General features: G+C 39.4%; 27 protein-coding genes, 4 tRNA genes and 1 pseudogene. 29 read left to right on the top strand and 3 right to left on the bottom strand.

Going from position 1 to position 24,542, the window contains the following annotated elements:
• Window positions 1-74: 74 nt before the first annotated feature.
• Both DWZ33_RS01210 and DWZ33_RS01205 read left to right on the top strand, forming a co-directional pair.
• A complete protein-coding gene (locus tag DWZ33_RS01210; RefSeq protein WP_118453515.1) occupies window positions 75-1,181 on the top strand; it encodes a DNA alkylation repair protein in 1,107 nt (368 codons plus the stop codon).
• 87 nt (window positions 1,182-1,268) lie between these two features.
• Window positions 1,269-2,450 carry an SDR family NAD(P)-dependent oxidoreductase gene (locus tag DWZ33_RS01205; protein WP_118453514.1) on the top strand — a complete coding sequence of 394 codons (1,182 nt, stop codon included), beginning with the start codon at window positions 1,269-1,271 and terminating at the stop codon, window positions 2,448-2,450.
• Between the two features lie 254 nt (window positions 2,451-2,704).
• Here the strand turns inward: DWZ33_RS01205 and DWZ33_RS01200 are convergent.
• From DWZ33_RS01200 to DWZ33_RS01195, 3 genes are all read right to left on the bottom strand, one after another.
• Window positions 2,705-2,780 (bottom strand) — tRNA-Thr (locus DWZ33_RS01200).
• An 88-nt stretch (window positions 2,781-2,868) separates the two neighbouring features.
• Window positions 2,869-3,039 (bottom strand): hypothetical protein, encoded by a 171-nt coding sequence (locus DWZ33_RS17920; RefSeq protein ID WP_022937698.1) that lies wholly within the window; start codon window positions 3,037-3,039, stop codon window positions 2,869-2,871.
• A gap of 4 nt (window positions 3,040-3,043) precedes the next feature.
• Window positions 3,044-4,894: a DUF5696 domain-containing protein gene (locus tag DWZ33_RS01195; protein WP_118453513.1), complete on the bottom strand. Its 1,851-nt coding sequence runs from the start codon at window positions 4,892-4,894 to the stop codon at window positions 3,044-3,046.
• 103 nt (window positions 4,895-4,997) lie between these two features.
• On the opposite strand from DWZ33_RS01195, the gene DWZ33_RS01190 reads away from it, so the two are divergent.
• From DWZ33_RS01190 to lepB (DWZ33_RS01065), 27 genes and pseudogenes are all read left to right on the top strand, one after another.
• Window positions 4,998-5,888 carry a Cof-type HAD-IIB family hydrolase gene (locus DWZ33_RS01190; RefSeq protein ID WP_118453512.1) on the top strand — a complete coding sequence of 297 codons (891 nt, stop codon included), beginning with the start codon at window positions 4,998-5,000 and terminating at the stop codon, window positions 5,886-5,888.
• 41 nt (window positions 5,889-5,929) lie between these two features.
• On the top strand, window positions 5,930-6,238 hold the full coding sequence (gene trxA, locus DWZ33_RS01185; RefSeq protein ID WP_022937701.1) for a thioredoxin: 309 nt from the start codon (window positions 5,930-5,932) through the stop codon (window positions 6,236-6,238).
• 186 nt (window positions 6,239-6,424) lie between these two features.
• On the top strand, window positions 6,425-7,207 hold the full coding sequence (locus tag DWZ33_RS01180) for an ABC transporter ATP-binding protein (protein WP_022937702.1): 783 nt from the start codon (window positions 6,425-6,427) through the stop codon (window positions 7,205-7,207).
• Entirely contained in the window at window positions 7,194-9,062 is a 1,869-nt protein-coding gene (locus DWZ33_RS01175; RefSeq protein WP_118453511.1) for a COG1361 S-layer family protein, read from the top strand. Before DWZ33_RS01180 ends, DWZ33_RS01175 begins: the two co-directional genes overlap by 14 nt.
• Window positions 9,063-9,064: 2 nt before the next feature.
• Entirely contained in the window at window positions 9,065-10,387 is a 1,323-nt protein-coding gene (locus DWZ33_RS01170; RefSeq protein ID WP_022937704.1) for an ABC transporter permease, read from the top strand.
• A 166-nt stretch (window positions 10,388-10,553) separates the two neighbouring features.
• A complete protein-coding gene (locus DWZ33_RS01165; RefSeq protein WP_022937705.1) occupies window positions 10,554-11,087 on the top strand; it encodes a helix-turn-helix domain-containing protein in 534 nt (177 codons plus the stop codon).
• Window positions 11,088-11,102: 15 nt separating this feature from the next.
• Complete coding sequence (locus tag DWZ33_RS01160; protein WP_022937706.1) at window positions 11,103-12,680, top strand: ABC transporter ATP-binding protein; 1,578 nt, start codon at window positions 11,103-11,105, stop codon at window positions 12,678-12,680.
• 3 nt (window positions 12,681-12,683) lie between these two features.
• On the top strand, window positions 12,684-13,523 hold the full coding sequence (locus DWZ33_RS01155; RefSeq protein ID WP_022937707.1) for an ABC transporter permease: 840 nt from the start codon (window positions 12,684-12,686) through the stop codon (window positions 13,521-13,523).
• Window positions 13,523-14,320, top strand: a complete 798-nt coding sequence (locus DWZ33_RS17915; RefSeq protein ID WP_022937708.1) for an ABC transporter permease — start codon at window positions 13,523-13,525, stop codon at window positions 14,318-14,320. The genes DWZ33_RS01155 and DWZ33_RS17915 overlap by 1 nt, the downstream gene beginning before the upstream one ends.
• On the top strand, window positions 14,317-15,390 hold the full coding sequence (locus DWZ33_RS17910; RefSeq protein ID WP_182425461.1) for an ABC transporter substrate-binding protein: 1,074 nt from the start codon (window positions 14,317-14,319) through the stop codon (window positions 15,388-15,390). The genes DWZ33_RS17915 and DWZ33_RS17910 overlap by 4 nt, the downstream gene beginning before the upstream one ends.
• Before the next feature lie 123 nt (window positions 15,391-15,513).
• Window positions 15,514-15,600: transfer RNA gene (locus tag DWZ33_RS01145), tRNA-Leu, on the top strand.
• 27 nt (window positions 15,601-15,627) lie between these two features.
• Window positions 15,628-15,701: transfer RNA gene (locus tag DWZ33_RS01140), tRNA-Cys, on the top strand.
• Window positions 15,702-15,704: 3 nt separating this feature from the next.
• Window positions 15,705-15,791 (top strand) — tRNA-Leu (locus tag DWZ33_RS01135).
• Between the two features lie 128 nt (window positions 15,792-15,919).
• Complete coding sequence (locus DWZ33_RS01130) at window positions 15,920-16,207, top strand: hypothetical protein (RefSeq protein ID WP_022937710.1); 288 nt, start codon at window positions 15,920-15,922, stop codon at window positions 16,205-16,207.
• A 57-nt stretch (window positions 16,208-16,264) separates the two neighbouring features.
• Entirely contained in the window at window positions 16,265-16,978 is a 714-nt protein-coding gene (locus DWZ33_RS01125) for a leucine-rich repeat protein (RefSeq protein ID WP_022937711.1), read from the top strand.
• The gene (locus tag DWZ33_RS01120) at window positions 16,972-17,751 is read left to right on the top strand and encodes a putative RNA methyltransferase (protein ID WP_118453510.1); all 780 of its coding nucleotides are present in this window, start codon (window positions 16,972-16,974) and stop codon (window positions 17,749-17,751) included. The genes DWZ33_RS01125 and DWZ33_RS01120 overlap by 7 nt, the downstream gene beginning before the upstream one ends.
• 360 nt (window positions 17,752-18,111) lie before the next feature.
• Window positions 18,112-18,465: pseudogene (locus DWZ33_RS01115) on the top strand (type II secretion system protein); the annotation flags it as partial.
• Window positions 18,466-18,510: 45 nt separating this feature from the next.
• Window positions 18,511-18,885: a type II secretion system protein gene (locus DWZ33_RS01110; RefSeq protein ID WP_118453509.1), complete on the top strand. Its 375-nt coding sequence runs from the start codon at window positions 18,511-18,513 to the stop codon at window positions 18,883-18,885.
• A 62-nt stretch (window positions 18,886-18,947) separates the two neighbouring features.
• Window positions 18,948-19,322, top strand: coding sequence for a hypothetical protein (locus DWZ33_RS01105; RefSeq protein ID WP_118453508.1), 375 nt, complete (start codon window positions 18,948-18,950; stop codon window positions 19,320-19,322).
• Window positions 19,323-19,426: 104 nt separating this feature from the next.
• Window positions 19,427-20,812 (top strand): signal recognition particle protein, encoded by a 1,386-nt coding sequence (gene ffh, locus DWZ33_RS01100; protein WP_118453507.1) that lies wholly within the window; start codon window positions 19,427-19,429, stop codon window positions 20,810-20,812.
• Window positions 20,813-20,912: 100 nt separating this feature from the next.
• Window positions 20,913-21,185, top strand: coding sequence for a 30S ribosomal protein S16 (gene rpsP / locus DWZ33_RS01095; RefSeq protein WP_022937717.1), 273 nt, complete (start codon window positions 20,913-20,915; stop codon window positions 21,183-21,185).
• A gap of 2 nt (window positions 21,186-21,187) precedes the next feature.
• Window positions 21,188-21,436, top strand: coding sequence for a KH domain-containing protein (locus tag DWZ33_RS01090; protein WP_022937718.1), 249 nt, complete (start codon window positions 21,188-21,190; stop codon window positions 21,434-21,436).
• A gap of 41 nt (window positions 21,437-21,477) precedes the next feature.
• Window positions 21,478-21,981 carry a ribosome maturation factor RimM gene (gene rimM / locus DWZ33_RS01085; protein WP_220452383.1) on the top strand — a complete coding sequence of 168 codons (504 nt, stop codon included), beginning with the start codon at window positions 21,478-21,480 and terminating at the stop codon, window positions 21,979-21,981.
• Complete coding sequence (trmD, locus tag DWZ33_RS01080) at window positions 21,978-22,706, top strand: tRNA (guanosine(37)-N1)-methyltransferase TrmD (protein ID WP_118453505.1); 729 nt, start codon at window positions 21,978-21,980, stop codon at window positions 22,704-22,706. Before rimM ends, trmD begins: the two co-directional genes overlap by 4 nt.
• A 130-nt stretch (window positions 22,707-22,836) precedes the next feature.
• On the top strand, window positions 22,837-23,184 hold the full coding sequence (gene rplS / locus DWZ33_RS01075; protein WP_022937721.1) for a 50S ribosomal protein L19: 348 nt from the start codon (window positions 22,837-22,839) through the stop codon (window positions 23,182-23,184).
• 145 nt (window positions 23,185-23,329) lie between these two features.
• On the top strand, window positions 23,330-23,980 hold the full coding sequence (lepB, locus tag DWZ33_RS01070; protein WP_118453504.1) for a signal peptidase I: 651 nt from the start codon (window positions 23,330-23,332) through the stop codon (window positions 23,978-23,980).
• Between the two features lies 1 nt (window position 23,981).
• Window positions 23,982-24,533, top strand: a complete 552-nt coding sequence (lepB, locus tag DWZ33_RS01065) for a signal peptidase I (RefSeq protein ID WP_118453503.1) — start codon at window positions 23,982-23,984, stop codon at window positions 24,531-24,533.
• Window positions 24,534-24,542 lie beyond the last annotated feature (9 nt).

The raw sequence follows: 24,542 nt of genomic DNA, 5'->3' as shown, positions 1-24,542 counted from the left end.
TTCTACAGTCTTCCTGTTATCCGCATGCTGCTGCTTTTTAAATTTATTCTGAATTAAATGAAAGGAGGAAATCAATGCCTGAATTATTGAAAGACAGATATTATAATTTTAATTCAATTCATGAATTAGCCTTCCGTATTAAGGCGATATATCCTTCCTTTCGGGATAGTGATTTTATAAGTGATATTATGGATGAAACATGGGAGGCGCTTTCACTAAAAGGCCGTATGCGCCATATTACGATAAATCTTGGAAAATATTTGCCCTCTGAGTATGAGCAGGCATTGGCCGTCCTTGATCAGGTGATTGCGAGTTATCCAGCCCATCATAATGATCTTGCATTCATTTACTTCCCGGATTTTGTAGAAGTTTATGGACAGGCTGAGTGTAATTGGGATTTGTCAATGGCTGCCTTAGAGAGATATACTCAATGTTCAACTGCTGAATTTGCTGTGCGGGAGTTTATTATAAAGCATGAGGAACGCATGATGGCACAAATGTCCATATGGGCAAAACACAGCAATGAGCACGTTCGGCGGCTTGCCAGTGAGGGATGCCGGCCTGCGCTGCCGTGGGGACAAGCATTGGCTAGGTTTAAAAAAGATCCAACCTTAGTGCTTGCTGTTTTAGAGCAATTAAAAGCTGATCCTTCACTCTATGTTCGTAAAAGTGTGGCCAATAATCTGAATGATATATCCAAAACACATCCCGAGCTTGTTGTGCAAATAGCAGGCGAATGGTATGGCCAAAATGAGTATACGGACTGGATCGTAAAACATGGCTGCCGGACACTTTTAAAAAAGGGTGACAAAAGGGTGCTTGCTATTTTTGGCGTTGCCGATGCAAGGCATATCACTGTTAGCGATTTTACCATGCAAGCCGAATCTGTTTCCATTGGCGAGGAGATGACATTTTCCTTTAAAGTCAAGGCGAAAAAAGCAGCCAAGGTACGGCTGGAATATGGTATTCATTATGTGAAAGCGAACGGCACGCGAAATCTAAAAATATTTAAAATAGCTGAAACTTCATTTGCGGCGAAGCAAGAAAAGACGTATATAAAAAAACATTCTTTCGCAGATTTGAGTACAAGAAAACATTACCCTGGAATGCATTCGCTAACACTTATTGTTAATGGCACAGAGCAAGGTAAACTGAATTTTGAAGTAGCGGCCGCTGAATAATCTATTTGACCGGCAATTTTCAATGGCTGCTGATTTGTTTTTGAAGTTAAATAATTTAAAATAAAGCTAAGGAGGCGTAATTTAATTATGATTATAGAAAACATGAAAGGGGACATGTCTGCACTTGCGGATAAACCCATTATCATCACCGGCGGCGGTGGCGGAATTGCATTGGAAGCCGGGCTTGCTCTGGCTTATATGGGGGCAAAAGTAATTATTGGTGAGGTGGATGAGGAAAAGGGAAGAAAAGCAGAAAGCTTGATTGCGGCCAAGTTCCCTGATCGTGTTCAATATATTCCTCTTGATCTTGAGAAGCCTGAGGCTATTCAAGCCTTTTGTGAGAAAGTAACGGCAGAATATGGAACTCCCTATGCCATCATCAATAATGCCGCGATAACCCCTTTTGATTCCATTGAACGGCTTCCGCTTTCAGACTGGGACAGAAGCTATCGTGTCCATTTGCGCGGGCCGCTGCAAATGATACAATTTTTCCTGCCTAAAATGTTGGAGAAAGATCAGGGTGTTCTAGTATTCACTCCATCCTCCGGTGCAGTAGCCTATATGGGAGGCTATGAGGTGTTTAAGACATCGCAGGTCGAATTGGCAAATACATTGGCGGCAGAACTGGAAGATACCGGGCTGTCGGTTTATAGTATTGGTCCTGGCCTTGTGAAGACGCAGACAGCTATGCAGGGAATTGAGAAAGTAGCGCCTCTTATGGGGATTTCCACCGAGGACTTCTATCATATGAATCGCGAAAATATTGTTTCCGCTCAGGAGGCTGGAACCGCGTTCGCCGTGTCATTGCTCTTTGCGAAAAAATATCATGGTCAAGAGATTGGCGGTATACAGGCGCTGATAGACGCAGGAATTCATAAAAATAATGATGAAAAAATATCGGCATCGTTGAGTGAAGAAGGACAAACGCTGCTGATCGCAATCGTCAAAACATTTGATGAACAGAATGAGGGTTGGAAAAAAAGAAATATATTTGAAAAGCAATGGATGCTGCGTGATTTCAAAAAATATGCCGGCAATTCTGCCGATGAGATGGCAGCCGCATTACATCAATATCAGATTGCCTATAACAAAAAAGACGTTGAGAAGCTGAATGGATTGTCTGCACTGTTAACAAATCTTTCTAATTATTATCGGCATCAACTGGAAATGATGCAGGGCTACATCAAAGACTCAGAGAAAAGGCAGGAATACGATACCTATATTAAAGGGTGGCTCAAGGACATTGAAACAATGAAGGGCATGCTGTAACTGTCATGCTGAATTGGCAATAAAAATACATTCTGTTGTTAGCTTTCTTTATAAGCTTTGCTGTTTTATGTACATATAAAATTTCACATGCAATAAAAAGATTCCTATATTTTGACATAGAGCTAAGTATAGGAATCTTTCTTTATTTAAATTTCTTTAAGAATTATATATTTCAATCAAAAATAGAATAGGGCAAGAATCAAAAAAGATAAAAGATATATAAAAAAGCCCTTAAATGGGCTTTAGTTTTTATATGGTGCCGACTAGAGGAATCGAACCTCCGACCTACTCATTACGAATGAGTTGCTCTACCGACTGAGCTAAGTCGGCGTACTTGAAATTACGCCCTTATATTATAGCGCGATTTTGTTAATTTTCAAGTATATTTTTTAAAAAGCTGAATCACATCAAAAAGTCTTTATTTTTCACTCTTAATGATACGCACCAGGGTAATCAGGTTTATAATCACTGCCAGCAACCCTAATAGTTTCGTCAGCATACCAAGCAGGGAGGTTCCGCTCGTAAAGATTGCCAGCAGGGCAACTACATTGGTTATATTGATGACTAATTTGCGTTGTTTGTTTGACATGGACTCAGCTCCTTTCTATTTTATAGCTTTGAGTATTAAAGTCTACAATAACTCTGGTACCGTCTGCGAACAGCGTTTCCTGCTGTTTCCAATCGTTATTAATAAAATGATGAGATACCATTTCTTCTTTTGCAACCTTTTCCTGAAGCTCAAGCACCTGTTTGCAGCGCTGCCAAGCGGTTGCTAAATCTTTTGGCTGATCGGTATCAAACACACCATCGGTATTCGGATAAGCGCCCTCTTTCTCAAGATAAGCACCGCCGCCGTTCAGCAGTGCATAAAGCATATAATCTTCCTGATCTGGATGCTGATCCATCGACCATGGCAAAAGCATACAGTCATGATAAACTAGATTAAACAGGGGAACCGGGTAGCCATTGCGCGGTGTATCTGGTGCTTTCAGCATGAAGTCATAAGGGCCATAATGCGCAAATACTAATTCACGCATTGCCCAATCGCCGCATTCCTCGGAGCTAGGCAAGATTTTCATACTATTCAGCATTGAAAAGCATTCCCGGCGATATTCAAAGCATTCCTTGCGGTTCATCATATGCTCTGGATTGAAACATTCATCACCTTCATTGCAGGTAAATACGTCCAGATAGCTGGCTTCAAGGTGAATGCCGTGTTTTAATAATTCCGTGAAATTGCGTTTTACATACATGGCTGCCTGAGAAGCGCATAAGAGGCTCTGACGGCCGCCTGCCCAGCGGGCCATATCAAAGATTGAGCCATCCTCATTCATGCAGGCATTCGCAGGATCAAAGCTCTTCGCGTTAAAATAATAATCGCGATATTGATCATGAAGACCCAGCATATAATTATATGTCTGCATCGTATCAGAAAGCTTTTTTAATCCATCCCAGCCGCCGGCCTGAATGCAGGGAGGCAGAATATCGGGATGCTGATTGTCATAACCGGGTTCAGCCCAGCCATCAAGATGCAGATAAAGCTTTTTAATGCCCATTTCATGATATTGCTTTATTTCTTCTGTTCTGGTATCAAAAGATGTCAGATGATCGTTATGTTCAGGGTTATCAGAATCATAAAACAGTGAATCTGGCTCAATATGTGATTTGATTCCTTTATGCACAAAGGCAGAACCAATTAATTGATCAACGAGCGGATTGCGGGCAGCTTTTTCACGTAGACTTGTAAATAGACCGCTTTCCTTTACATGCTGACGATAAAGCTTGCATAAATCATTATAGTCACAGTTGGCCCGTAAAGAATAACGCATCCGGCGGCGGTATCGCATTTTGCCTAAAGTTGGAAGCCAGCGAATGCTGATGCTGGTATAAGGTCCATTCGCGGGATGATCAATCTGATAGGCGGCATCGGCAGGATCTAAACATTCCGCAAGATAACCAGCCTGTTGATTTACCTGTGCAAACCAAGGCATATAAGCCGCGCTGCTGCCTAACTGACCATCAAAATGCAATTGATTCACCGCATGCGGCCAATTGTTAGGAATCAGCGTTCCCTGCATCTGATTAATTAATGTATAGCTTTCAGCATTCCCATCATCAAAACGAATCGGCATCGGCCAATAAACAGCACTTGGTTTAAGCTTATCTTCAATTAACGGCAGCCATTCAAAATAAATATCCTGAGTGCTTTCTTCAACCCAAACAAGGACTTCACATGCGTCTTCACCGTCATTAAACCCCTTATAAATAGTTTTAAACCCTGAACCTAAACCATTATTAAATTCAGTTGTTGTAATTTCCTGTGCTTTGCTGAACCAAAACTTTTGCTCATTGCACAGATAATAACCATCATTCATCATTTCAAACCAAAGAACATTGTCATTGTATAAACGAATTGCTTGATCTGCTTTTATTTTTATCTTCATAAGTACCTCTATCTTGTTAAACAGCTCTATTTTATCATAGCTAATTCACACATGAAAGTTGAAATGTTCATGAATTAAGTTATAATGGTTCTGAGGTACACATATGATAAAATGGATCGTTATGGATATGGATGGCACATTGCTGAATGATGAAAACAGAATCGATGAGCAAACCAGACAAATATTAATTAAACAAGAAGAAAAAGGTGTGCGTCTGCTGCTTGCCAGCGGCCGCAATTACCGCAAGCTGATGGATTATGCGATTCAGCTGAAAATGGATGTTTATCATGGAATGCTGATAGAAGCAAATGGTTTGGCGGTTTATGACTGTATGACACATGCAAGGCAGAAGAAAGCAGAATTAAATAAGCAGGATATCGAACGGGTCTTTAAGCTTGCACAGACATATGATTTAGAGCTGATCGCTTCTTTGGATGATGGCTTATATGATTACTTTTCTGAAAATATCCGTCAATCTAAAATAGCTTATCGCATTGAAAACAACTTTCCTGAGGACTTTCCTTTGACCGGCGGTCATCGTGATTGGATCAGTGATAATCGGGGCGGCTATCCCAATCAGTTTTTTGCTGAGCGGCTTGAAGCTTTTCCGGATGCCTGCAACAAACTGTGTCTAACCCATTTTCCAACCCGGATCAGTGAAGTTTTTGAGGCCTTAAAAAAAGCCTTGAATGATGAGTATGAAATTGTGCGGACATCACCAAGATGGGTTGAAATATCGCCCAAGGGAATCAGCAAGGGAAATGCGCTGACAGCGTTAATGAGTGCCAATCATATTAAAAAGGATGAAGTTTTAGTATTTGGTGACGGGGAAAATGACTGTTCAATGTTTGCCAGTGCCGGTACCGCTATTGCGATGGGCAATGCGATGGATATAGTCAAACAGGCAGCTAATGGTGTTACCTTAGATAACAATCATAATGGAATTGCCTATGCCATCGAAAATTTAGAGCAAATTACGAGTAAGCATGAATAATAGATGGTATAATACAAACAACAAACAGGAGGTATTTACTTATGAAAATTACAAACACAGCAGAATTCGATGCAATCAAAGACAATGGCGTAGTATTAGTTGATTTCTATGCAGACTGGTGCGGTCCATGCAAAATGATTTCTCCAATTCTTGAAGAATTAGCTAAAGAATATGAAGGAAAGGTTACAATCGTAAAGGTCAATGTTGATGAAAATGGTGATATTGCCGGCCGTTATGGTGTAATGTCAATCCCTAATCTGGTATTATTTAAAAATGGCGATGTAGTCAAACAAGTAGTTGGCTTCCAGCCTAAGAATCAGCTTCAGGCATTATTAAATTCTGCTATCTAACATCCAATTGAGGATGTTTTTTTTAGTTTTCAATAATTTAAAATTGTTCTATTTTAAAACAATTATCGAAAATCTGTTATTTTGTGTAAGAAATTTTTAAGATTAATGTGACAGAAATGGCATTTTCCCTTCATTAAATTATGATATAATGGGTTTGCATATAGAGTAAAAAAGGAGAGAAAGCCAATGTCTTTGATAGAGGTAAGGGATCTCCGTAAAGTTTACCATGTAGATACGGAGCGAATTGTTGCTTTAAACCGTATCAATCTCAAAATTGAAAAGGGAGAAATATGTTGTGTGCTGGGAACTTCTGGTTCCGGTAAATCAACACTGTTGAATATTATGGCAGGTCTGGAAAAACCGTCATTAGGAAGTGTTTTTATTGACGGCGTTGATATTTGCCAGTTAAGTGAGAAAAAACTGGCTGCTTTCCGGCAGAAAAATATCGGCTTTGTATTTCAGTCATACAATCTGATGTCAACACAAACAGCGATTGAAAATGTCGCAATGCCCTTGATGTTTAGAGGCATGAGTAAAAAGAAACGGAATCACTATGCGATAGAGATGCTGAAAGCGGTAAAACTAGATGGACGTATGGGGCATAAGCCTTCACAGATGTCCGGCGGTCAGCAGCAGCGTGTAGGTATAGCCAGAGCATTCGTTGCCCGGCCTAAAATTGTTTATGCGGATGAACCAACAGGAAATCTGGATAGTCATACAACCATTGAGGTTATGGAAATCATGATCGATATGGCAAGGCGATATAAGGAAACCTTGATTATTGTTACCCATGATCAGGAAATTGCGTCTTATGCAGATCGAATTATTTATTTACTTGATGGAAATATAAAATCAGATAAACCTAATGAATCGATTATGAAGACTAAAAGAGAGAAAGATTCTGAAACTGCAAAACAGGTTAAGGATCAGAAAAAGAATGAAGAGGGAAAAAGCAATGAGGAAAAATAAATTTCTATTAAAGAGTGCTGCGGCGATGCTGTCATTGATGATGATGGGCAGCATGATGCCGGGGATGAATGTGAAGGCAGATGATTCTGATACTAAACCGATATGTCCATATGGATCAGAACCTCGACAAGATAGTGATGGAAAGTGGTATTGTTATAAAGAGGTAGAAGTGCCTTCTGATCCTGAGCCAGACACGCCAATTTACGGCAACATCTTTAAATTATATCCGGGTTATGACACACCGACGATCAATGCCGGTGAATCGAAGGTGATTGAATTTCCGATTGTCTACGCGACTAAAAAGACAGCAACCAGTTATGAACAGGCACAAATCACCTTGCCGGATGGCTTGTATTTCTATGAAGCTAACGACATTCAGTCATTTGATGTGAAAACCCAAAAGGATGATAAGCGTTTTGAGGGCAAGGTCGCTATCTTAAAGGCCAGTATTTCCGCAAGCTCCGATGCGAAGAGCGGTACGGTGACGGTGCCGATTAAAATTACTTACAAATATTCTGGTAATTCTAATCCGATAACTGAAACAGTTAATGCCTATATCAAAATCAACGGCACTGACAGCAATCCTGCTAATCGTTTGAAAATCACCAATTACAGTTTTGACCGTCAGAATATCAAAGCCGGTGAAGCCTTTAATTTAACTGTAGAATTAAATAATCCATCAAACGGTGCGGTTAAGAATGTCAATGTAAATATCGGCAATTTAACCACAGAAACGATTATGATGAACAATGCAATCGATACGATGTATCTGCCTGAATTACCTGCTAATTCAACAAAGACATTAACCTTCCCGATGATTGCCAGCAAGAATATCGATAAGAATTCTCAAATGCTGGAATTATCTGTGACAGCGGATGGTATTGATACACCGCTTACATCAAAGATTTTCGCTTTTATTTCTAAATCAGCCGATGGCTCTGAAGCGGCTCTCAACGGTAAACCTAAAATTGTTATTGACAGCTATGACTATGGCGGTACAGCGGTAACTGGCGGTCAGCCTTTTGATTTATCAATGGTATTCAGAAATACAAGCAGTAATATTACGATTGAGAATTTAAAAATGACAATTCAAAGTGTTGCTGATGAGAAAACCGGCGGTGCGTTTACACCGACTAGCTCCAGTAACTCATTCTTTGTGAAGAGTATTGCGCCAAATGGTTCAATTGGACAAAGTATCAATTTGATGCCAAAGGCAGATGCTGACCCTAAATCTTATGGCTTGGAAATTCGTTTTGAATTTGAATATGTCATTAAGGGTGAACTGCAGGAAGGCAGCTCCACAGAACAGATTTCTATTCCATTAAAGCAATCTGATCGCTTTGAAGTAGGTGAAGTCGATATGTGGGGGCCGATATATGTCGGTATGGAAAGTCAGATCAATGTTTCTTATGTAAATAAGGGTAAATCTACAATTAATAACCTTGAAATTTCTGTTGAGGGAGAAAATATGACCGCGATGGAATCAAGATCCTATGTAGGAAATGTTGAATCAGGCAACTCTGATTATTACTCTGTAAATATTACCGCTAATCAGGAAGGCCCGGTTAAGGGTAAGATTAAATTCTCTTATGAGGATGCGAACGGACAGACGGTAGTTGTTGAAAAGGAATTCAGCAGTGACGCGATTTCGATGAATTTTGAACCTGATCCAGGCATGGATATTCCTGAACCAACGCAGCCGGAAGGGATGCCGATGTGGGGCAAAATCTTGATTGGCGTAGTTGTTGTTGGCGGTATCGCGGCAGTGGCTTATGTAGTGATTAAAAAGAAAAAGGCTAAGTCTAAATTGCAAGAAGCTGAATCTTATGATGATTTCCCAGAAGATGGTGAATAATTATGAGTATTAAGGATAAGATTATCATGTGTTTTTCTAACCTTTATAAAAGAAAGGTTAGAACGCTGCTGACAACCGTGGGTGTTGTTGTCGGAACATGTGCAATCATTATCACCGTTTCATTGGGCGTAGGCATGCAGCAGGCTCAGGAAGAAGCATTGTCACAAATGGGTGATTTAACAATCATCAATGTGAATTCCTATGGTATTTCACCGGATATAGATCCGCTGGATGATGCCATGCTGGAAAAGTTTCGCGAGCTGGATCATGTAGTAGCTTTAACCCCTGCTTATCAATTGAGCAATTGGGGATCAATCAGTATTACCAGCGGTAAATATATGTATGACAGTATGATTTACGGTGTTTCACTGAATGATCTTGAGGCTTTAGGTTATAAGCTTACAGAGGGTTCGTGGCCCGGTGAAGAGGGTGTAAAGGAAAATACGGTTTATTTCAGTTCTTCGGCGGTTTATGATTTCTATAATACGAAAAAACGTTCTAATAACCGAGTTTATGAAGGATCAGGCAAAGATCCTTTCGTTGATCCAAACAAGGATAAGATGAAGTTTGTCGTAAGTTCACAGAAAGAAAATAAAAAGCCTAAAGAATTTGATTTAGTTTATGGCGGTACGATGGAACAGGATTGGAGTAAGAGTCCGTCCAGCGGCTGGGGTGTCTTTGTGAGTGTCGATTATTTGAAAAAGTTAGAGAATGAATATAACAAATTGAATAATATTACTGTTAACAAGGATGCGAAAAAGAGCTATGACAGTGTGACGGTTAAAGTCGATGATATGAACAATGTCGCGGCGGTGGAAGAGGTTATTCAGGGAATGGGCTATACAACCAATTCCATGGAAACGATTCGTAAGCCGATGCAGGAGAAGGCTCAGAAAGATCAGCTGATGCTTGGTTCATTAGGTGCTATTTCCTTATTGGTTGCAGCTTTAGGTATTATGAATACAATGATGATGTCAATTTATGAACGTACACGTGAAATTGGTGTTATGAAGGTACTGGGCTGCTTTATCAGTGATATCCGTACAGTGTTCTTAATGGAAGCCGGAACGATTGGTTTCTTGGGCGGTGTGCTTGGCGTTGGTGTCAGCTATGGCGTTTCCTATCTGATTAATACGTTTGGCGGCGGCGGCAGTCAGGACATCTATGGTGCCCTGCAGGGCGGCATCGGTTCTACATCGGTAATCCCTTGGTGGCTGGTGGTGGGAGCATTGCTGTTCTCAACACTGGTAGGACTGTTGTCAGGTATTTATCCTGCCAACCGTGCGGTAAGTATTTCAGCATTATCTGCAATTAAACAGGACTAAACAGAAGACTGCTTCGGCAGTCTTTTTTCTTTGTCTGAAACTTTTGTTTAATAAATAAAACTTTTTGTTTAATTAGTATTGCATTTCAAAACGAATTGGGTATAATAGTATTGTTTGAAAATGAAAAACATTAAGTTTACTATTGCTAAACAAAAGGAGGGGTTTGGTGGATATCGGACATAAGCTGAAGCAGCTGCGCATTAAAAATAGTTTAACGCTTGAGGAGCTGGCTTCAAGAAGTGAGCTGACCAAGGGATTTCTGTCACAGGTTGAACGAAATCTGACGTCACCTTCCATTGCCACCTTAGAGGATATTTTGGAGGCGCTGGGAACAACTTTGGCTAGTTTCTTTCAAGAGGATAAGGATGAGAAGTGCGTCTTTACCAAGGACGATTATTTTGTTGATGAGCGTGAGGGCAGCACTGTTCATTGGATCGTGCCGAATGCCCAAAAGAATGAAATGGAACCCATCCTTCTTGAACTGGAAGTAAACGGCACCTCACAGGTTATCGATCCCCATGACGGGGAAGAGTTTGGTTATGTCCTGAGCGGCCGGATCGTTCTGGTTGATGGTGAAAGTGAATTTACAGTTAGAAAAGGGGAAACTTTTTATATTAACGGAACCAACAGTCATTATTTAAAAAATGAAAGTCAGGCTGTTGCCAAGGTGCTGTGGATTACCACACCGCCTCTGTTTTAGTGGAAAGGAGCAGCAATGAAACCACTGATTCAATTTAAAAACATCGTAAAAGAATTCGATGGTCAGCTAGTGCTGAAAGGGATAAATCTAGATATTTATGAAAACGAGTTTGTTACTCTGCTAGGGCCGAGCGGCTGCGGTAAAACGACACTGCTGCGTATCCTTGGCGGCTTTTTGGAACAGACTGAAGGTCAGGTCATGTTTGATGGTGAAGAAATCAGCAAACTGCCTGCATATAAAAGAGAAATCAACACCGTATTCCAAAAATACGCTTTATTTCCACATATGAATGTTTATGACAATGTGGCTTTTGGCTTAAAAATAAAGAAAGAAGCTAAAGACTTAATTGAACAAAAGGTTAACCGTATGCTGAAGCTGGTAAATCTTGAGGAATATGCAAAGCGTTCAGTTACGGAAATGTCCGGCGGTCAGCAGCAGCGTGTCGCGATTGCCCGTGCTTTAGTCAATGAACCAAAGGTTTTGCTTTTGGATGAACCGCTGGGTGCTTTGGATTTAAAGCTGCGCAAGGAAATGCAGCATGAATTAAAGAAAATCCAGCAAGAAGTAGGCATCACCTTTATTTTTGTAACCCATGATCAGGAAGAAGCGCTGACAATGTCAGATAAGATCGTGGTTATGAAGGATGGTGAAATTCAGCAGGTAGGTACACCGGAAGATATTTACAACGAACCGATCAATGAATATGTCGCAAACTTCATTGGTGAAAGTAATATTGTAGACGGCGTTATGACAAAAGATTATGAGGTTATGTTTGAAGATAAGAAATTTACCTGTGTGGATTTCGGCTTTAAACCTAATGAAAAGGTTGATGTTGTAATTCGTCCTGAGGATTTAGATATTGTACCTAAAAGTCAGGGCAAGCTGCGCGGTATTGTAAAATCAGTTTTATTTAAGGGTGTGCATTATGAAATTATTGTTGAAACTAAATCAGGTACAAGTATCACAGTACAGATGCATGTATCGGATGATCGGCCGGTAATTAATGAATCAGCCCGTGAAAAAATGAGTGCCAATGTTTTCTATCTGGATGTTGAGGACGTAAAGGAATTAACAGACGCGGAAATCATTGCCCGTGCTGACGCGCAGGCATGGAGTATGGATGATGAGGAAGAATCAATCTCAATCAGTAAGGTTGAATATGATATTAAACCTGAAAAGGGAACTTATCCGGTTACCTTCTCAACCTCAAACGGTACTTCCGTTACAGTTAATATGATTGTTAAGGATCAAAACCGCGTGGTATCTAAAGAATACGGCGAAGAGATTTTCGCTGAGAATTTCTTTAAAAAAGTAGATGAGATTCAGGACAGTGTCGCCTTGGATACTGATTTAAAAATCTGGGCAAACGCGCAGGCATGGGATCTTGATGAAGATATTAAAGTAGAAATTACCACTGTTGATTATGATTTTGATCCGGAAACGATTGTACCTGGAACTTATTATGTGACCTTTAAAACGAGTGGTTATGAATATAAGGTAGATACGACAGATTATGCCGAAGTTGACAGTGTTGTCGGTCTTAAATTTGAGCCTGAAGATATTCATATCATGAGTAAGTCAGGGAGCTATTAAGCTATGAAGCAGTTTAGAAAGATGACGATTCCATACATTGTATGGATGTCGGTCATGATCGTTATACCGATGCTGTTTATCTTTATGTATGGCATTACCAAGGAAGGGAACAGTGTTGTAACCTTGAATTTTACCTTGGATAATTTTGCTAAATTCTTTGTGGAACCAATCTATATCGATGTGCTGATCCGTTCAATGCGGATTGCCGTAGTGACAACCTTCTTTTGTATCCTGCTTGGCTATCCGGCGGCTTATGCGATCTCACGCTGCAATGAAAAAACGCAGACTCTTTTGGTACTGCTGATTACCTTGCCGATGTGGATCAATATGTTAGTAAGAACGTATGCGTGGATGGGAATGCTTCAGGATGACGGCTTGTTTAATACCTTGCTGGGGCTGATTGGCATTGGCCCGGTAAAAATGATTCATACTGAGGCAGCGGTTGTCTTTGTTATGATTTATAATTTTATTCCGTTTATGATTCTGCAGATTTATACATCACTGACTAAAATGGATAAAAGCTATCTGGAAGCTGCCAGTGATTTAGGGGCGACACCGCTTGAGGCATTCAGAAAAATCACCCTGCCTTTATCTTTGCCGGGTGTAGTCAGCGGTATTACCTTAGTTTTCTTACCGGCGGTATCTACCTTTACCATTACGTCATTGATCGGCGGCGGTAAATTCTCCAACGTCGGAAATATTATTGAAACCTTATTCCTGAAATCCGGCGATTGGAATGCCGGATCGGCACTGTCTTTGATTTTAGCGGTCATCATCATGTTCCTGATGTATCTGACTAAGAAAGTAGATAAAGACCCGTCGAATGGAAGGGGGCGTATCTAATGAAGAAAAAGAAACAGCCTATTTTCAATATTTATATTGTTTTAATGCTGATATTCTTCTATCTGCCGATTATTTATACGATTTTCTTCTCATTTAATGAAACTAAATCATTAACTCATTTCAGCGGCTTCTCATTGCGCTGGTATGAAAAAATGTTTGCCGACCGCACGATGATGGAAGCCATTTGGTATACCTTTATCATCGCGATTATTGCCACGGTTGTATCAACCATCGTCGGTACGATTACCGCGATTGGTTTATCTAAATCAAAAAGGATCGTACAGAATATTGTCGAACAAATCAACAATCTGCCGATTATGAACCCGGAAATTGTTACCGCAGTTGGCCTGCTGATGCTCTTTGCATCAATCAAAGGGATAGAAAAAGGCTTTGTCACTTTGCTGCTGGCGCATATTATGTTCTGTATTCCTTATGTAATATTAAGCGTCACACCAAAGCTGAGAACACTTGATCCAAACCTTACGGAAGCGGCAATGGATTTAGGCGCTACACCATGGCAGGCATTGACAAAGGTCATCGTACCGCAGATTATGCCGGGAATCGTATCCGGCGCGTTAATTGCCTTTACAATGTCATTTGACGACTTTGTTATTTCTTATTTCGTTACCGGCAATGGCGTCAACAATATTTCAACGCTGGTATGGACGATGTCAAAACGCATCAATCCATCCATCAATGCATTATCGACAATTATTATCGTTATTATTACCATTGGACTGATTTTAGCCAATGTTGTACCACTTTTAAAAGATAAAAAGGAGAAAAAGAGAATATGAAAAAAACACTTGCTGTACTAACAAGCGCCATGCTGCTGTTAAGCGGCTGTTCCTCTTCCAATGGCTCCAGCGATGCTGTTGAAAAATATGGTTCAGATACATTAAAGCTCTATAACTGGGGTGCCTATATGGGTGAAGATTTAATTCCTGATTTTGAAAGAGAGTTTGGTGTAAAGGTCGTTGTAGAATACTTTAATTCCAATGAAGAAATGTATACTAAATTACAGGCCGGTGATTCATATGATGTACTGGTTCCTTCCGATTACATGATTGAACGTCTGGTTAAAGAAAATATGCTTCAGGAGCTTGATAAATCAATGATTCCTAATCTTGCAAATCTGGCAGAGGGGGTTAAAAACCTGCCTTATGATCCAGATAACACTTATTCCGCGCCTTATTTCTGGGGCAGTGTAGGGATTGTATACAATTCAGCCAATGTGCCAAGTGAAAAAGTAGAAAAAGAGGGTTATGCTATTCTTCAGGATACAGATTACAAGGGCCGCATTTATATGTATGACTCAGAACGTGATTCATTTATGATCGCGCTTAAAAATCTGGGCTATTCAATGAACAGCTCTGATGATACTGAAATTCAGGCTGCCTATGAATGGCTGTCACAGATCAACAATACAATGGACCCGGCTTATGTTACCGATGAGGTTATTGACAACATGGTTAATGGCATGAAGGATCTTGCGGTTGTTTACTCAGGCGATGCTGCTTATATTCTTTCTGAAAATGAAGATATGCGTTATTTCCAGCCGAATGAGGGAACAAATATCTGGTCTGACGGCATGGTTATTCCAGCGAATGCCAAGAATCCTAAATTAGCTAATGAATTTATCAACTATGTGTTGACTTATGAAGCATCATACGGCAATTCTGAAGAAGTTGGCTATGCATCAAGCAATCAGGAAGTATTAGATGATATGACAGCGCCAGGCGGCTTATATGAAGACAATGAAGCCTATCTGCCAAGAGTTGGTTATGCTAAAGATGAAGTCTTTGTTTATAATGCGGAAATGGTCAGCAAACTGGCTGAATTATGGCTTAAAGTAAAGGCTCAATAAAACTGAATAGATAAAAGGGGAGCAGAGACAGAAATGTTTTTGCTCTTTTTTTCTAAAAAAGTGTGAAAAGCTGTTGCATTTTCTGATTAAATTTAATATAATAGACGAGCAATGAAAAGTTTTGGGGCCGTGGCGAAATAGGCAGACGCAACGGACTTAAAATCCGTTGGGAGCAATCCCGTGGGGGTTCAAGTCCCCCCGGCCCCACCATTCATTGTAAAACAATTAAATAGGTATGGTACCATAGCCAAGTGGTAAGGCAATAGACTGCAACTCTGTGATCATCAGTTCAAATCTGATTGGTACCTCCAGTTGGGGCCGTGGCGAAATAGGCAGACGCAACGGACTTAAAATCCGTTGGGAGCGATCCCGTGGGGGTTCAAGTCCCCCCGGCCCCACCATTCGATAGACAGAAGCTGTAACAAGTAGGAGTTCCTCTGAAAATTACAGCTTTTTTGTGCTTAAAACAGCCTCCGGTTGCTAAGTCACTTAAATTCAAGTACAATTAAATAGAAAGCAGGTGATGCTGATGCAATGTCCACAATGCAAAACTAAAATGAAAGTTAAAATGACAGATAAACAGGTTCGGTGCCCAAACTGCGGCAGGAATTATGAGGTTAAACTGAATACGATAAAAAGTATCGCGCTTATGATTATCTACTGTCTTGTCTTAAGCTCTATTACTTTGGAATTAGTGAATTATATCAATAACCCATATATTATTCTAATAATCATGATTGCCGGCTTTATACCGGCTAAATATCTGATTCTTTATGTTTTTGTACCGGTAACACTTAAACCATTATCAAGAAAATAATTTTCATTCTTCGTGATAGTAAAAAATGGTATAATATGAAAGAAGGGTGTGATCTAAATGGCAGTTGATAAAAAATATTATTTATTAAAGGATGGGACTGCTTATTTCAGTGATTTTTTATTGGATATCAGCGGTTCAGACTTTATGAATAAAAGCTTAATGAATATTGAATTAGGTGAAAAAGCAACACGGATCGGTGAAGAAACATTTGCCGGCAATTATCTGAGAAAAGTTGTTTTTCATAAGAAAATGAAGGTAATTGAAAGCCGTGCTTTCGCGAATAATAAAATCGAGAAAATTGTGTTTGAACGTGCAGAAATACCGCGGATAGCGAAGGATGCCTTTGCGAATAATCCAATCAAACGGATCGTAGTGCCGTATGCTGGCTATAAATGTTACAGCGGCATGCTGCTTTCCTTGGATCTGCCGGACGGTTATGAGGTGGTTTCCGATATTGCCAATGCTTTTGCTGAATTAAACGCATCATTAAAAGGTGATGAAATCATCTATATTGAAGTTAAATCAATCTATGGTGAATTATATTGGAAGATAAAGAAGGAATCGAGCTTTATCTTTGATACACGATTAAATCATGATCAGAACGAAGATGACTTCACCGAGATTGTAACTAAAAACGGCAATACAGTATTTATGCATACTGATGAGCATTTTGATATGATTATCTATGAAAAGGATGAAAATGGTTATAAATCAGTTACCTTTGAAGACTTTGACGGCATCTATTATGAAAAGGGGAAGAACCAATGTTAGTTTGTCCCAAATGCAGACTGCCGCTTGTCAGGTATGAGAAAACATATCACTGTTCAGCAAGACATTCCTATGATATTGCGAAAAAAGGGTATGTAAATCTGGTGTTGGGCAATCAGAAAATCAGCGGTGATTCTAAGGAAATGGTTGATGCCAGAACCTTGTTTTTATCTGCCGGTTATTATCAGGTGCTGGCTGATAAACTGATTGAGCTGCTGAAGGAAATAAAGCCGGATATGCTGATTGACGCAGGCTGCGGAGAGGGCTATTATACAAGACAGTTTCATGATTGCGGCAATCAAATCATAGCTTTTGATTTAAGCAAACCGGCATTGAATACCGCGGCAAAGCTGGATCAGGATACCATTTATGCGATCGCTTCGATCTTTGATATGCCGATTGGTGATGCCAGCGCGGATTGTGTGGTCAATATTTTTGCACCGACACCCGTTGATGAGATAAACCGAATCTTGAAAAAGGGCGGTATTCTGATTAAGGTAGGGCCGGGTGCCAAGCATCTGCACGGACTCAAGGAAGTGCTTTATGATGAGGTTTATGACAATGAAGAAGAAAGCGTTGAATTAAAGGGTTTAACGCACATTCAAAGAGTAAATGTAACAGATCAGATTCATTTAATATCTAATGATCAGATCAAGGCATTATTCATGATGACGCCTTATTATTGGAAAACGAGCCAGGTATCAGCAGCTCGCTTGAATACGTTAACCGAATTATCAACTGAAATCGATTTTTTGATTGATTTATATCAAAAATAATGTCCGAATTATGACATTTCATTACCGATAAACGAATGGGACTTAACGATAGTTTGTGTAAATTGTATAATGTAGACGTAAGATTATTGCCTTTAATCTAATCGATATGAATAAATGTAATAATATATTTCAACGAGCCTTAATCAGAGTGTTTGCGTCAAATTTAGAGGTTTATGCTGATGAGGTGTCTGTTTGTGCGCATTATTGTTTTATTTATATTTAATCACTTGATGTTATATCCTTTGTGAGATATAATTATTAAAGGATATGGTTAGTAATGGGTATACCAATCTCAAAAATTGGTAGTTTTTCATGAAAAAAAACTGGAGGGTAAGAAAATGAAAAATTTAAAAAAACAAAAAAGGTTTTACATTGATTGAATTGATTGTAGTTATTGCTATTTTGGGTATTTTGGCACTGTTCTTGGTACCGCAGTTTATGGGGTATAGTCAGGATGCAAAAGAACAAGTTGCAAAAGCTAACACTCGTTCTGTATGGTCAGCTGCTAATGCTGCCTTAACTAAGAGTGAATATATCAAGGATTTGAATATTACAGAAGATGCAGCGAAGCAATTAGGAGATTCTTTTAAGAAGGCAAATATTACAATTGTATTTGATAATAATGATAAACCTACAAAAATTACGAGTGTTACTTACGAAAATTGTTCGTATAATGGCGTAACATTCAGTGGCACTGCTTGTCCTAATAATTAATTTTATAGAACACACTTCTGTGTGTTCTTTTTAAGAGGTAACTTTATGAAAAATAAAAAAGGCTTTACTTTAATCGAATTGATTGTAGTTATCGCTATCTTGGGGATATTGGCATTATTTTTAGTGCCACAGTTTATGGGTTATGCAAATGATGCCAAAATGCAGGTCGCAAGAGCTAATACTAGAACAGTTTGGTCAGCGGCCAAAGCAGTTGAAGTATCTTATCAGTATAAATACACTGAATTTGATGAAGCTGTATTTAAAGCAGATGTAATGGATAAATTAGGTACAAGCTTTGATGCTGATGAAGTGTCTGTTGCTTTTGATCATAATTACATGGTATCCGATGTTGCCTATAAGACAGGTGATTATACTTGCGAAACAACCAATGGGACTGATTTTGTTTGTACAGATCAATGAGTGCTTATTATTGGAGAAATAATAAGTGAATCATTATACTGTCAGCTTTCAAGGGGTAATTTATGAAAAAGAAAAAAGTTTTTCATTTTAATTGGTTAATTATCGCTGTTTCTTTACTCTGTATCTTAGTCATATTTTTAGGTATACAATTAAGAAATTATTCCAAGGGTGTAAAGGTTCAGGTCGCAAGAGCTAATACCCATACGGTTTGGATCGTTGCGGATCAGATTCTCTTCACTAAGGAATATGATGCAGGAATTACTAAGGATAATTTCACTGAAAGGGTTGCTGAGAAGCTGGGGGCTGGTTTCAGTATAGATCAGATCAGTATTACTTTAAGCGATGATGGCAAGTCAGTAACTTATGTGTCTTATGTTAAAGATGGTATAGCTTGTGAAACATTAGATGGCGAAGATATTCTGTGCGGTAATTATTGATTAAATTCTATTGGGAAGGTACATTTCATGTGTATCTTCTTTTTTCTTCTTTTCACTTCTACTATTCTTTGTTATAATAAATAAAGCTGAAAGGTGGAGATTTTATGGCGTTTGAATCATTGACGAATCGTTTGAATAAAGCGTTTAGAGATATTACAGGTAAAGGGAAATTAACTGAGAAAAATATGAATGACATGCTGCGTGAAGTGCGTATGTCATTATTGGAAGCGGATGTTAACTATAAGGTAGTTAAGGATTTTATTGATCATGTAAAGGAAAAGGCTTTGGGCGCAGATGTTATGTCTTCGCTGAATCCAAGTCAGATGGTTGTTAAAATCGTTCATGATGAGATTGTTGAATTATTAGGTACTTCTGAGGCGTCAATCAATTTTAAGTCCAGCGGTATTACAACTATCATGATGGTTGGTTTGCAGGGTACTGGTAAAACTACGGCTTCCGCAAAGATTGCGAATGTACTGAAGAAGAAAAAGGCGAGAAAGCCATTGTTAGTTGCCTGCGATATTGTTCGTCCGGCGGCAATCGAGCAGTTAAAGACATTAGGAAACAGCATTAATGTGGAAGTGTATAGTGAGGGTGCAGATGTACCAGCGCTGACACAGGCTAAAAATGCGATGGAATATGCGAAGGTTAACGGTTATGACACGGTTTTATTTGATACTGCCGGCCGTCTGCATATTGATGAAGAATTGATGCAGGAGCTTGCGGACATTAAAGAAGCGGTTCAGCCTGATGATATTTTGCTGACTGTTGATGCGATGACCGGTCAGGATATTGTGACCGTAGCGCAAAGCTTTAATGAACAGCTGGCTGTGACAGGTTTAGTTCTCACTAAACTTGACGGTGATTCAAGAGGCGGCGGTATCTTATCTGTACGTGCAATCACAAATGTTCCTGTGAAGTTTGTCGGTCAGGGTGAAAAGGTTGATGATTTAGATATCTTCTATCCGGATCGTATGGCTGACCGTATCTTGGGTATGGGTGACATCATGACCTTTGTCGAACAGGCTCAGGAAAAGATGGACATGGAGGAACAGGCTAAAGCGGCTTCTAAAATGATGAGCGGCAAATTTACGCTGGATGATATGCTGATGCAGATCCGCCAGATGAATAAGCTGGGCAGTCTTGGCGGCATCATGAAGATGATTCCGGGAATGTCGCAGATGGCTGGTCAGATTGATGAAGCAAAAGCTGAAGGTCAAATGAAAAAGACAGAAGCGATTATTCTGAGTATGACGATGGAAGAACGTGAAAATCCAGATATACTGCGTGCTTCACGCAAGAGCCGTATTGCGAAGGGTTCAGGCACTCAGGTTGCGGATATTAATCGTTTAATCAAGCAGTTTGAACAGACTCGTCAAATGATGAAAATGATGGGTAATATGGGCAAGAGCGGTAAAATGCCGAATATGGGTGCATTAATGGGTAAAAAGCCTAAGAATAATTTTGGTGGTTTTGGCCGCCGCCGTTAATTGAATAAAAAAATAAAGATGTTAAGGTAAAAACCTTGACACCTTTTTATTTGTATGGTAGAGTAGTATTCGTTAAGTTAACGATTAGGAGGAAATTAAGATGGCTGTTAAATTAAGATTAAAGAGAATGGGTTCAAAGAAATCTCCATTTTATAGAATTGTTGCTGCTGATTCAAGATCACCAAGAGATGGTAGAATCATCGAATCTTTAGGTTATTACAATCCTACAAAAAATCCTGCGGAAGTAAAGATTGATGCTGAATTAGCTATGAAATGGCTGAACAATGGCGCACAACCAAGCGATACTGTTCGCAACTTACTGTCTAAAGACGGTATCATGAAACGTTTTCACGAAGAAAAAAACGCTAAATAACAATGATTGATTTCGAAAAGGTTCTATATGATCTTTGCAGTCCAATCGTTGATGACAAGGCCAGTTTATCGGTTAAGTTAATGTCAACGTTGGATGAAAAGGAAATCTTGCTTTATGTTTATGCGAATAGTGAAGATGTAGCTAGATTAATCGGACGTAAGGGCAGTATGGCTGGTTCTATCCGTCAGATGATGTCAGTTGCTTCCCGCAAGGAAGATAAGAAAATTACGATTAAATTTGAATCTTATTAGGATGCTTATCAGCATCCTATTTTTAAAGAGGAGGAATCATGATGCAGATTGAAATTGGAAAAATCATCAATACTCATGGTATTAAGGGTGAACTTAAAATCATCAGCAGTACGGATTTTGAAGAAGAGCGTTTTGCTGTCGGCAATACGGTAAATATTCAATTCGGCAAAGAACTGGTGCCAATGGAAGTGGCTAGTTTTCGGCGTCATAAAGGATGTCTTCTCGTAGCATTCAAAGATTTGCTGAATATTAATTTTGTTGAAAAATATAAGGGCTGTGTAATTAGTGTTGATTCTGATGAACTGCAAAAGCTTGATGAGGATGAGGTCTATTTCTATCAGCTGCTGGATTGTCAGGTAGTGGATGAAGAAGAAAATGAATTAGGTAAGGTAGTAGAAATTATTGAAACGCTGGCGCATGATACGTTAAGAGTGCGCAATGCTGAAGGCAAAGAAGTGCTGATTCCTTATGTGGATGCCTTTATTGTTGATGTAGATATTGAGTTAAAGAAGATTGTCGTGCATGTGATTGAGGGGCTGCTATGAAAATAACAGTATTAACACTGTTTCCTGAATTTTTTGATTCCTTTAGGTCAACCTCGATCATCGCCAGAGCTTTAGCTAAACAGGAAATAGAATTTGAGACGGTTGACTACCGTTTGTTTACTAAAGATAAGCATAATCATGTTGATGATACACCATGCGGCGGCGGCGCAGGTATGGTATTGATGGTTCAGCCGATTGCTGATGCGCTGAAAAGTGTCAGGACAGAAAACAGCTATGTTGTATTGTTAACGCCGCAGGGTACACCATTCAAACAACAGATGGCGCATACATATGCCGGCTATGATCATTTGATTTTAATCTGCGGCCATTATGAAGGCTTTGATGAGCGTATTCGCTCTTTAGTTGATGCGGAGGTGTCAATTGGCGATTATGTGCTGACCGGCGGTGAAATCGGCGCTATGGCTATCAGTGATGCGGTTTTCAGATTATGCACAGGTGTCATTAGGGAAGCAAGCCATGAGGATGACAGCTTTGAGAATGGCTTGCTGGAATATCCGCAATACACAAGACCCGTTGATTATGAGGGACAGCAGGTGCCGGAAGTCTTATTATCCGGTCATCATGCTAACATTCGTAAATGGCGTTTGAAAGAATCATTGAGAAAGACTTATCTGCGAAGACCTGAATTATTAAAGGACAGAGTCTTTACAAAAGAAGAAAAAGTGCTTTTTGATGAAATATTGGCAGAAATTGATAAAAAATAATTGCAATCTTAAATATTCTGTGATAACATTAAAAGGCTGTTAAAGCACGATTATTCCGCTGGTCAGCGATTTATTCCTGACGAATGAGTAAGCCGTTTAAATAAATGAAAGAAAAGGAGAAAAGAGAGTTATGAATTTAAATTTAGTTAATGAAGTTACTGCAACTCAATTAAAAAAAGATGTTCCTGAATTCAGATCTGGCTGCACAGTACGTGTTCACGTTAAGATCAAGGAAGGTGACAAATCTCGTATCCAGGTTTTTGAAGGTTTAGTTATTGCTCGTCAGGGCGGTGGCATCAGCGACAACTTCACTGTTCGTAAGATTTCTAACGGTGTTGGTGTTGAGAGAACTTTCCCGGTACATTCACCAATTATCGATAAGATTGAAGTAGTACGTAAAGGTAAAGTTAGAAGAAATAAATTATTCTACTTACGTGGACTTTCTGGTAAAGCATCTCGTATCAAAGAAATTCGTTAATTCAAAAAGTCGGGGAACCGGCTTTTTTATTTAAAGAATATGACAGATTAGAAATAATTCGTTCCAGCCAATGAAAGTGATTAATGAATATGGTAAAATAGCTATATGGCATAGGGCAACTGGATGCTGAAAAGGAGATTTTGGTATGGAGAATGATAAAACAAATGATATCATCGATGTCGATGTAATTAAAGAAGAAGTCATTGAAGAAGAAAAAACTGAAGGAGCAAAAGAACCGGAGAAAAAGCCTACATTTAAAGAGGAAGCAATTGACTTTATTAAAACCTTTGTTATTTGTCTTGGCGCGGTTTGGCTGCTGACAACCTTTGTCTTTACACCCGTTAGAGTTGACGGCATGAGTATGTATCCGACGCTGCACGACGATGATTTAGGTATTGCCAGTATCTTTTCGGCAAAGTATTTAGAAATTGAACGCTTTGATGTCGTGGTTGTTAACGATAAGGCCGCAAACAGCAAGGATCATTGGGTAAAGCGGGTAATTGGTCTGCCTGGTGAAACTATATCCTGTATGGATGATGTTGTATATATTAATGGTGAGCCGATTGAGGAACCATTCCTTGATACTGAATATGCAAATACTCAGCGTAAGAATCTAGGCTTTTTCACAAGTGATTTTGATGAAGTGACACTCGGAGAGGATGAATATTTTGTAATGGGTGATAATCGTACAAATTCCACAGATTCACGTTATGTCGGGCCTTTTACCCGCGATAATATAACGTGTAAGGATGTGCTGATTTATTATCCGTTCTCAAATTTCAAATTGGTGAAATAAAATGGAAAAGAAAAATGATACAGTAAAAGAATTATTAAGTCTTCTGAAAGTATTTGTGATCAGCTTTGCCTGTTTTTGGCTGATTACTAAGTTTTTATTTAACCCTGTAATTGTCGATGGCATCAGTATGTATCCGACACTGCATGACAAAGACCGTGGTTTAAGCAATATGGTTGGCTTAAATTTTGGGGTTGAGCGTTATGATATTGTTGTGGTTAACAGCAAGGATAACGATACTGAGCATTGGGTAAAGCGTATTATCGGTATGCCGGGAGATACACTGAGAGGTGAGGACGGCGTTGTTTATGTAAATGATGAACCGATTGATGAATCTTATCTCGATGCTGATTACATTGCTGAAAAGACTGCGGAATACGGACATTTTAATCGTGATTTTGATGAGATTACATTAGCTGATGATGAATATTTCCTATTGGGTGATAACCGTCCTGAATCAAAGGATTCTTCATTAGTCGGGCCTTTTAAAGAAGCGGATTTGATCAGTAAGGGTGTTCTGATTTTCTGGCCGCTGAATCAGATTGGGCTCTATTAAGCTGTATTT

It is taken from the genome of Dielma fastidiosa, from assembly GCF_003475485.1.
Lineage (GTDB): Bacteria > Bacillota_I > Bacilli_A > Erysipelotrichales > Erysipelotrichaceae > Dielma > Dielma fastidiosa.
The sequence above is the reverse complement of the archived record's forward strand: the minus strand, read 5'-3'. Positions and strand labels throughout refer to the sequence as shown.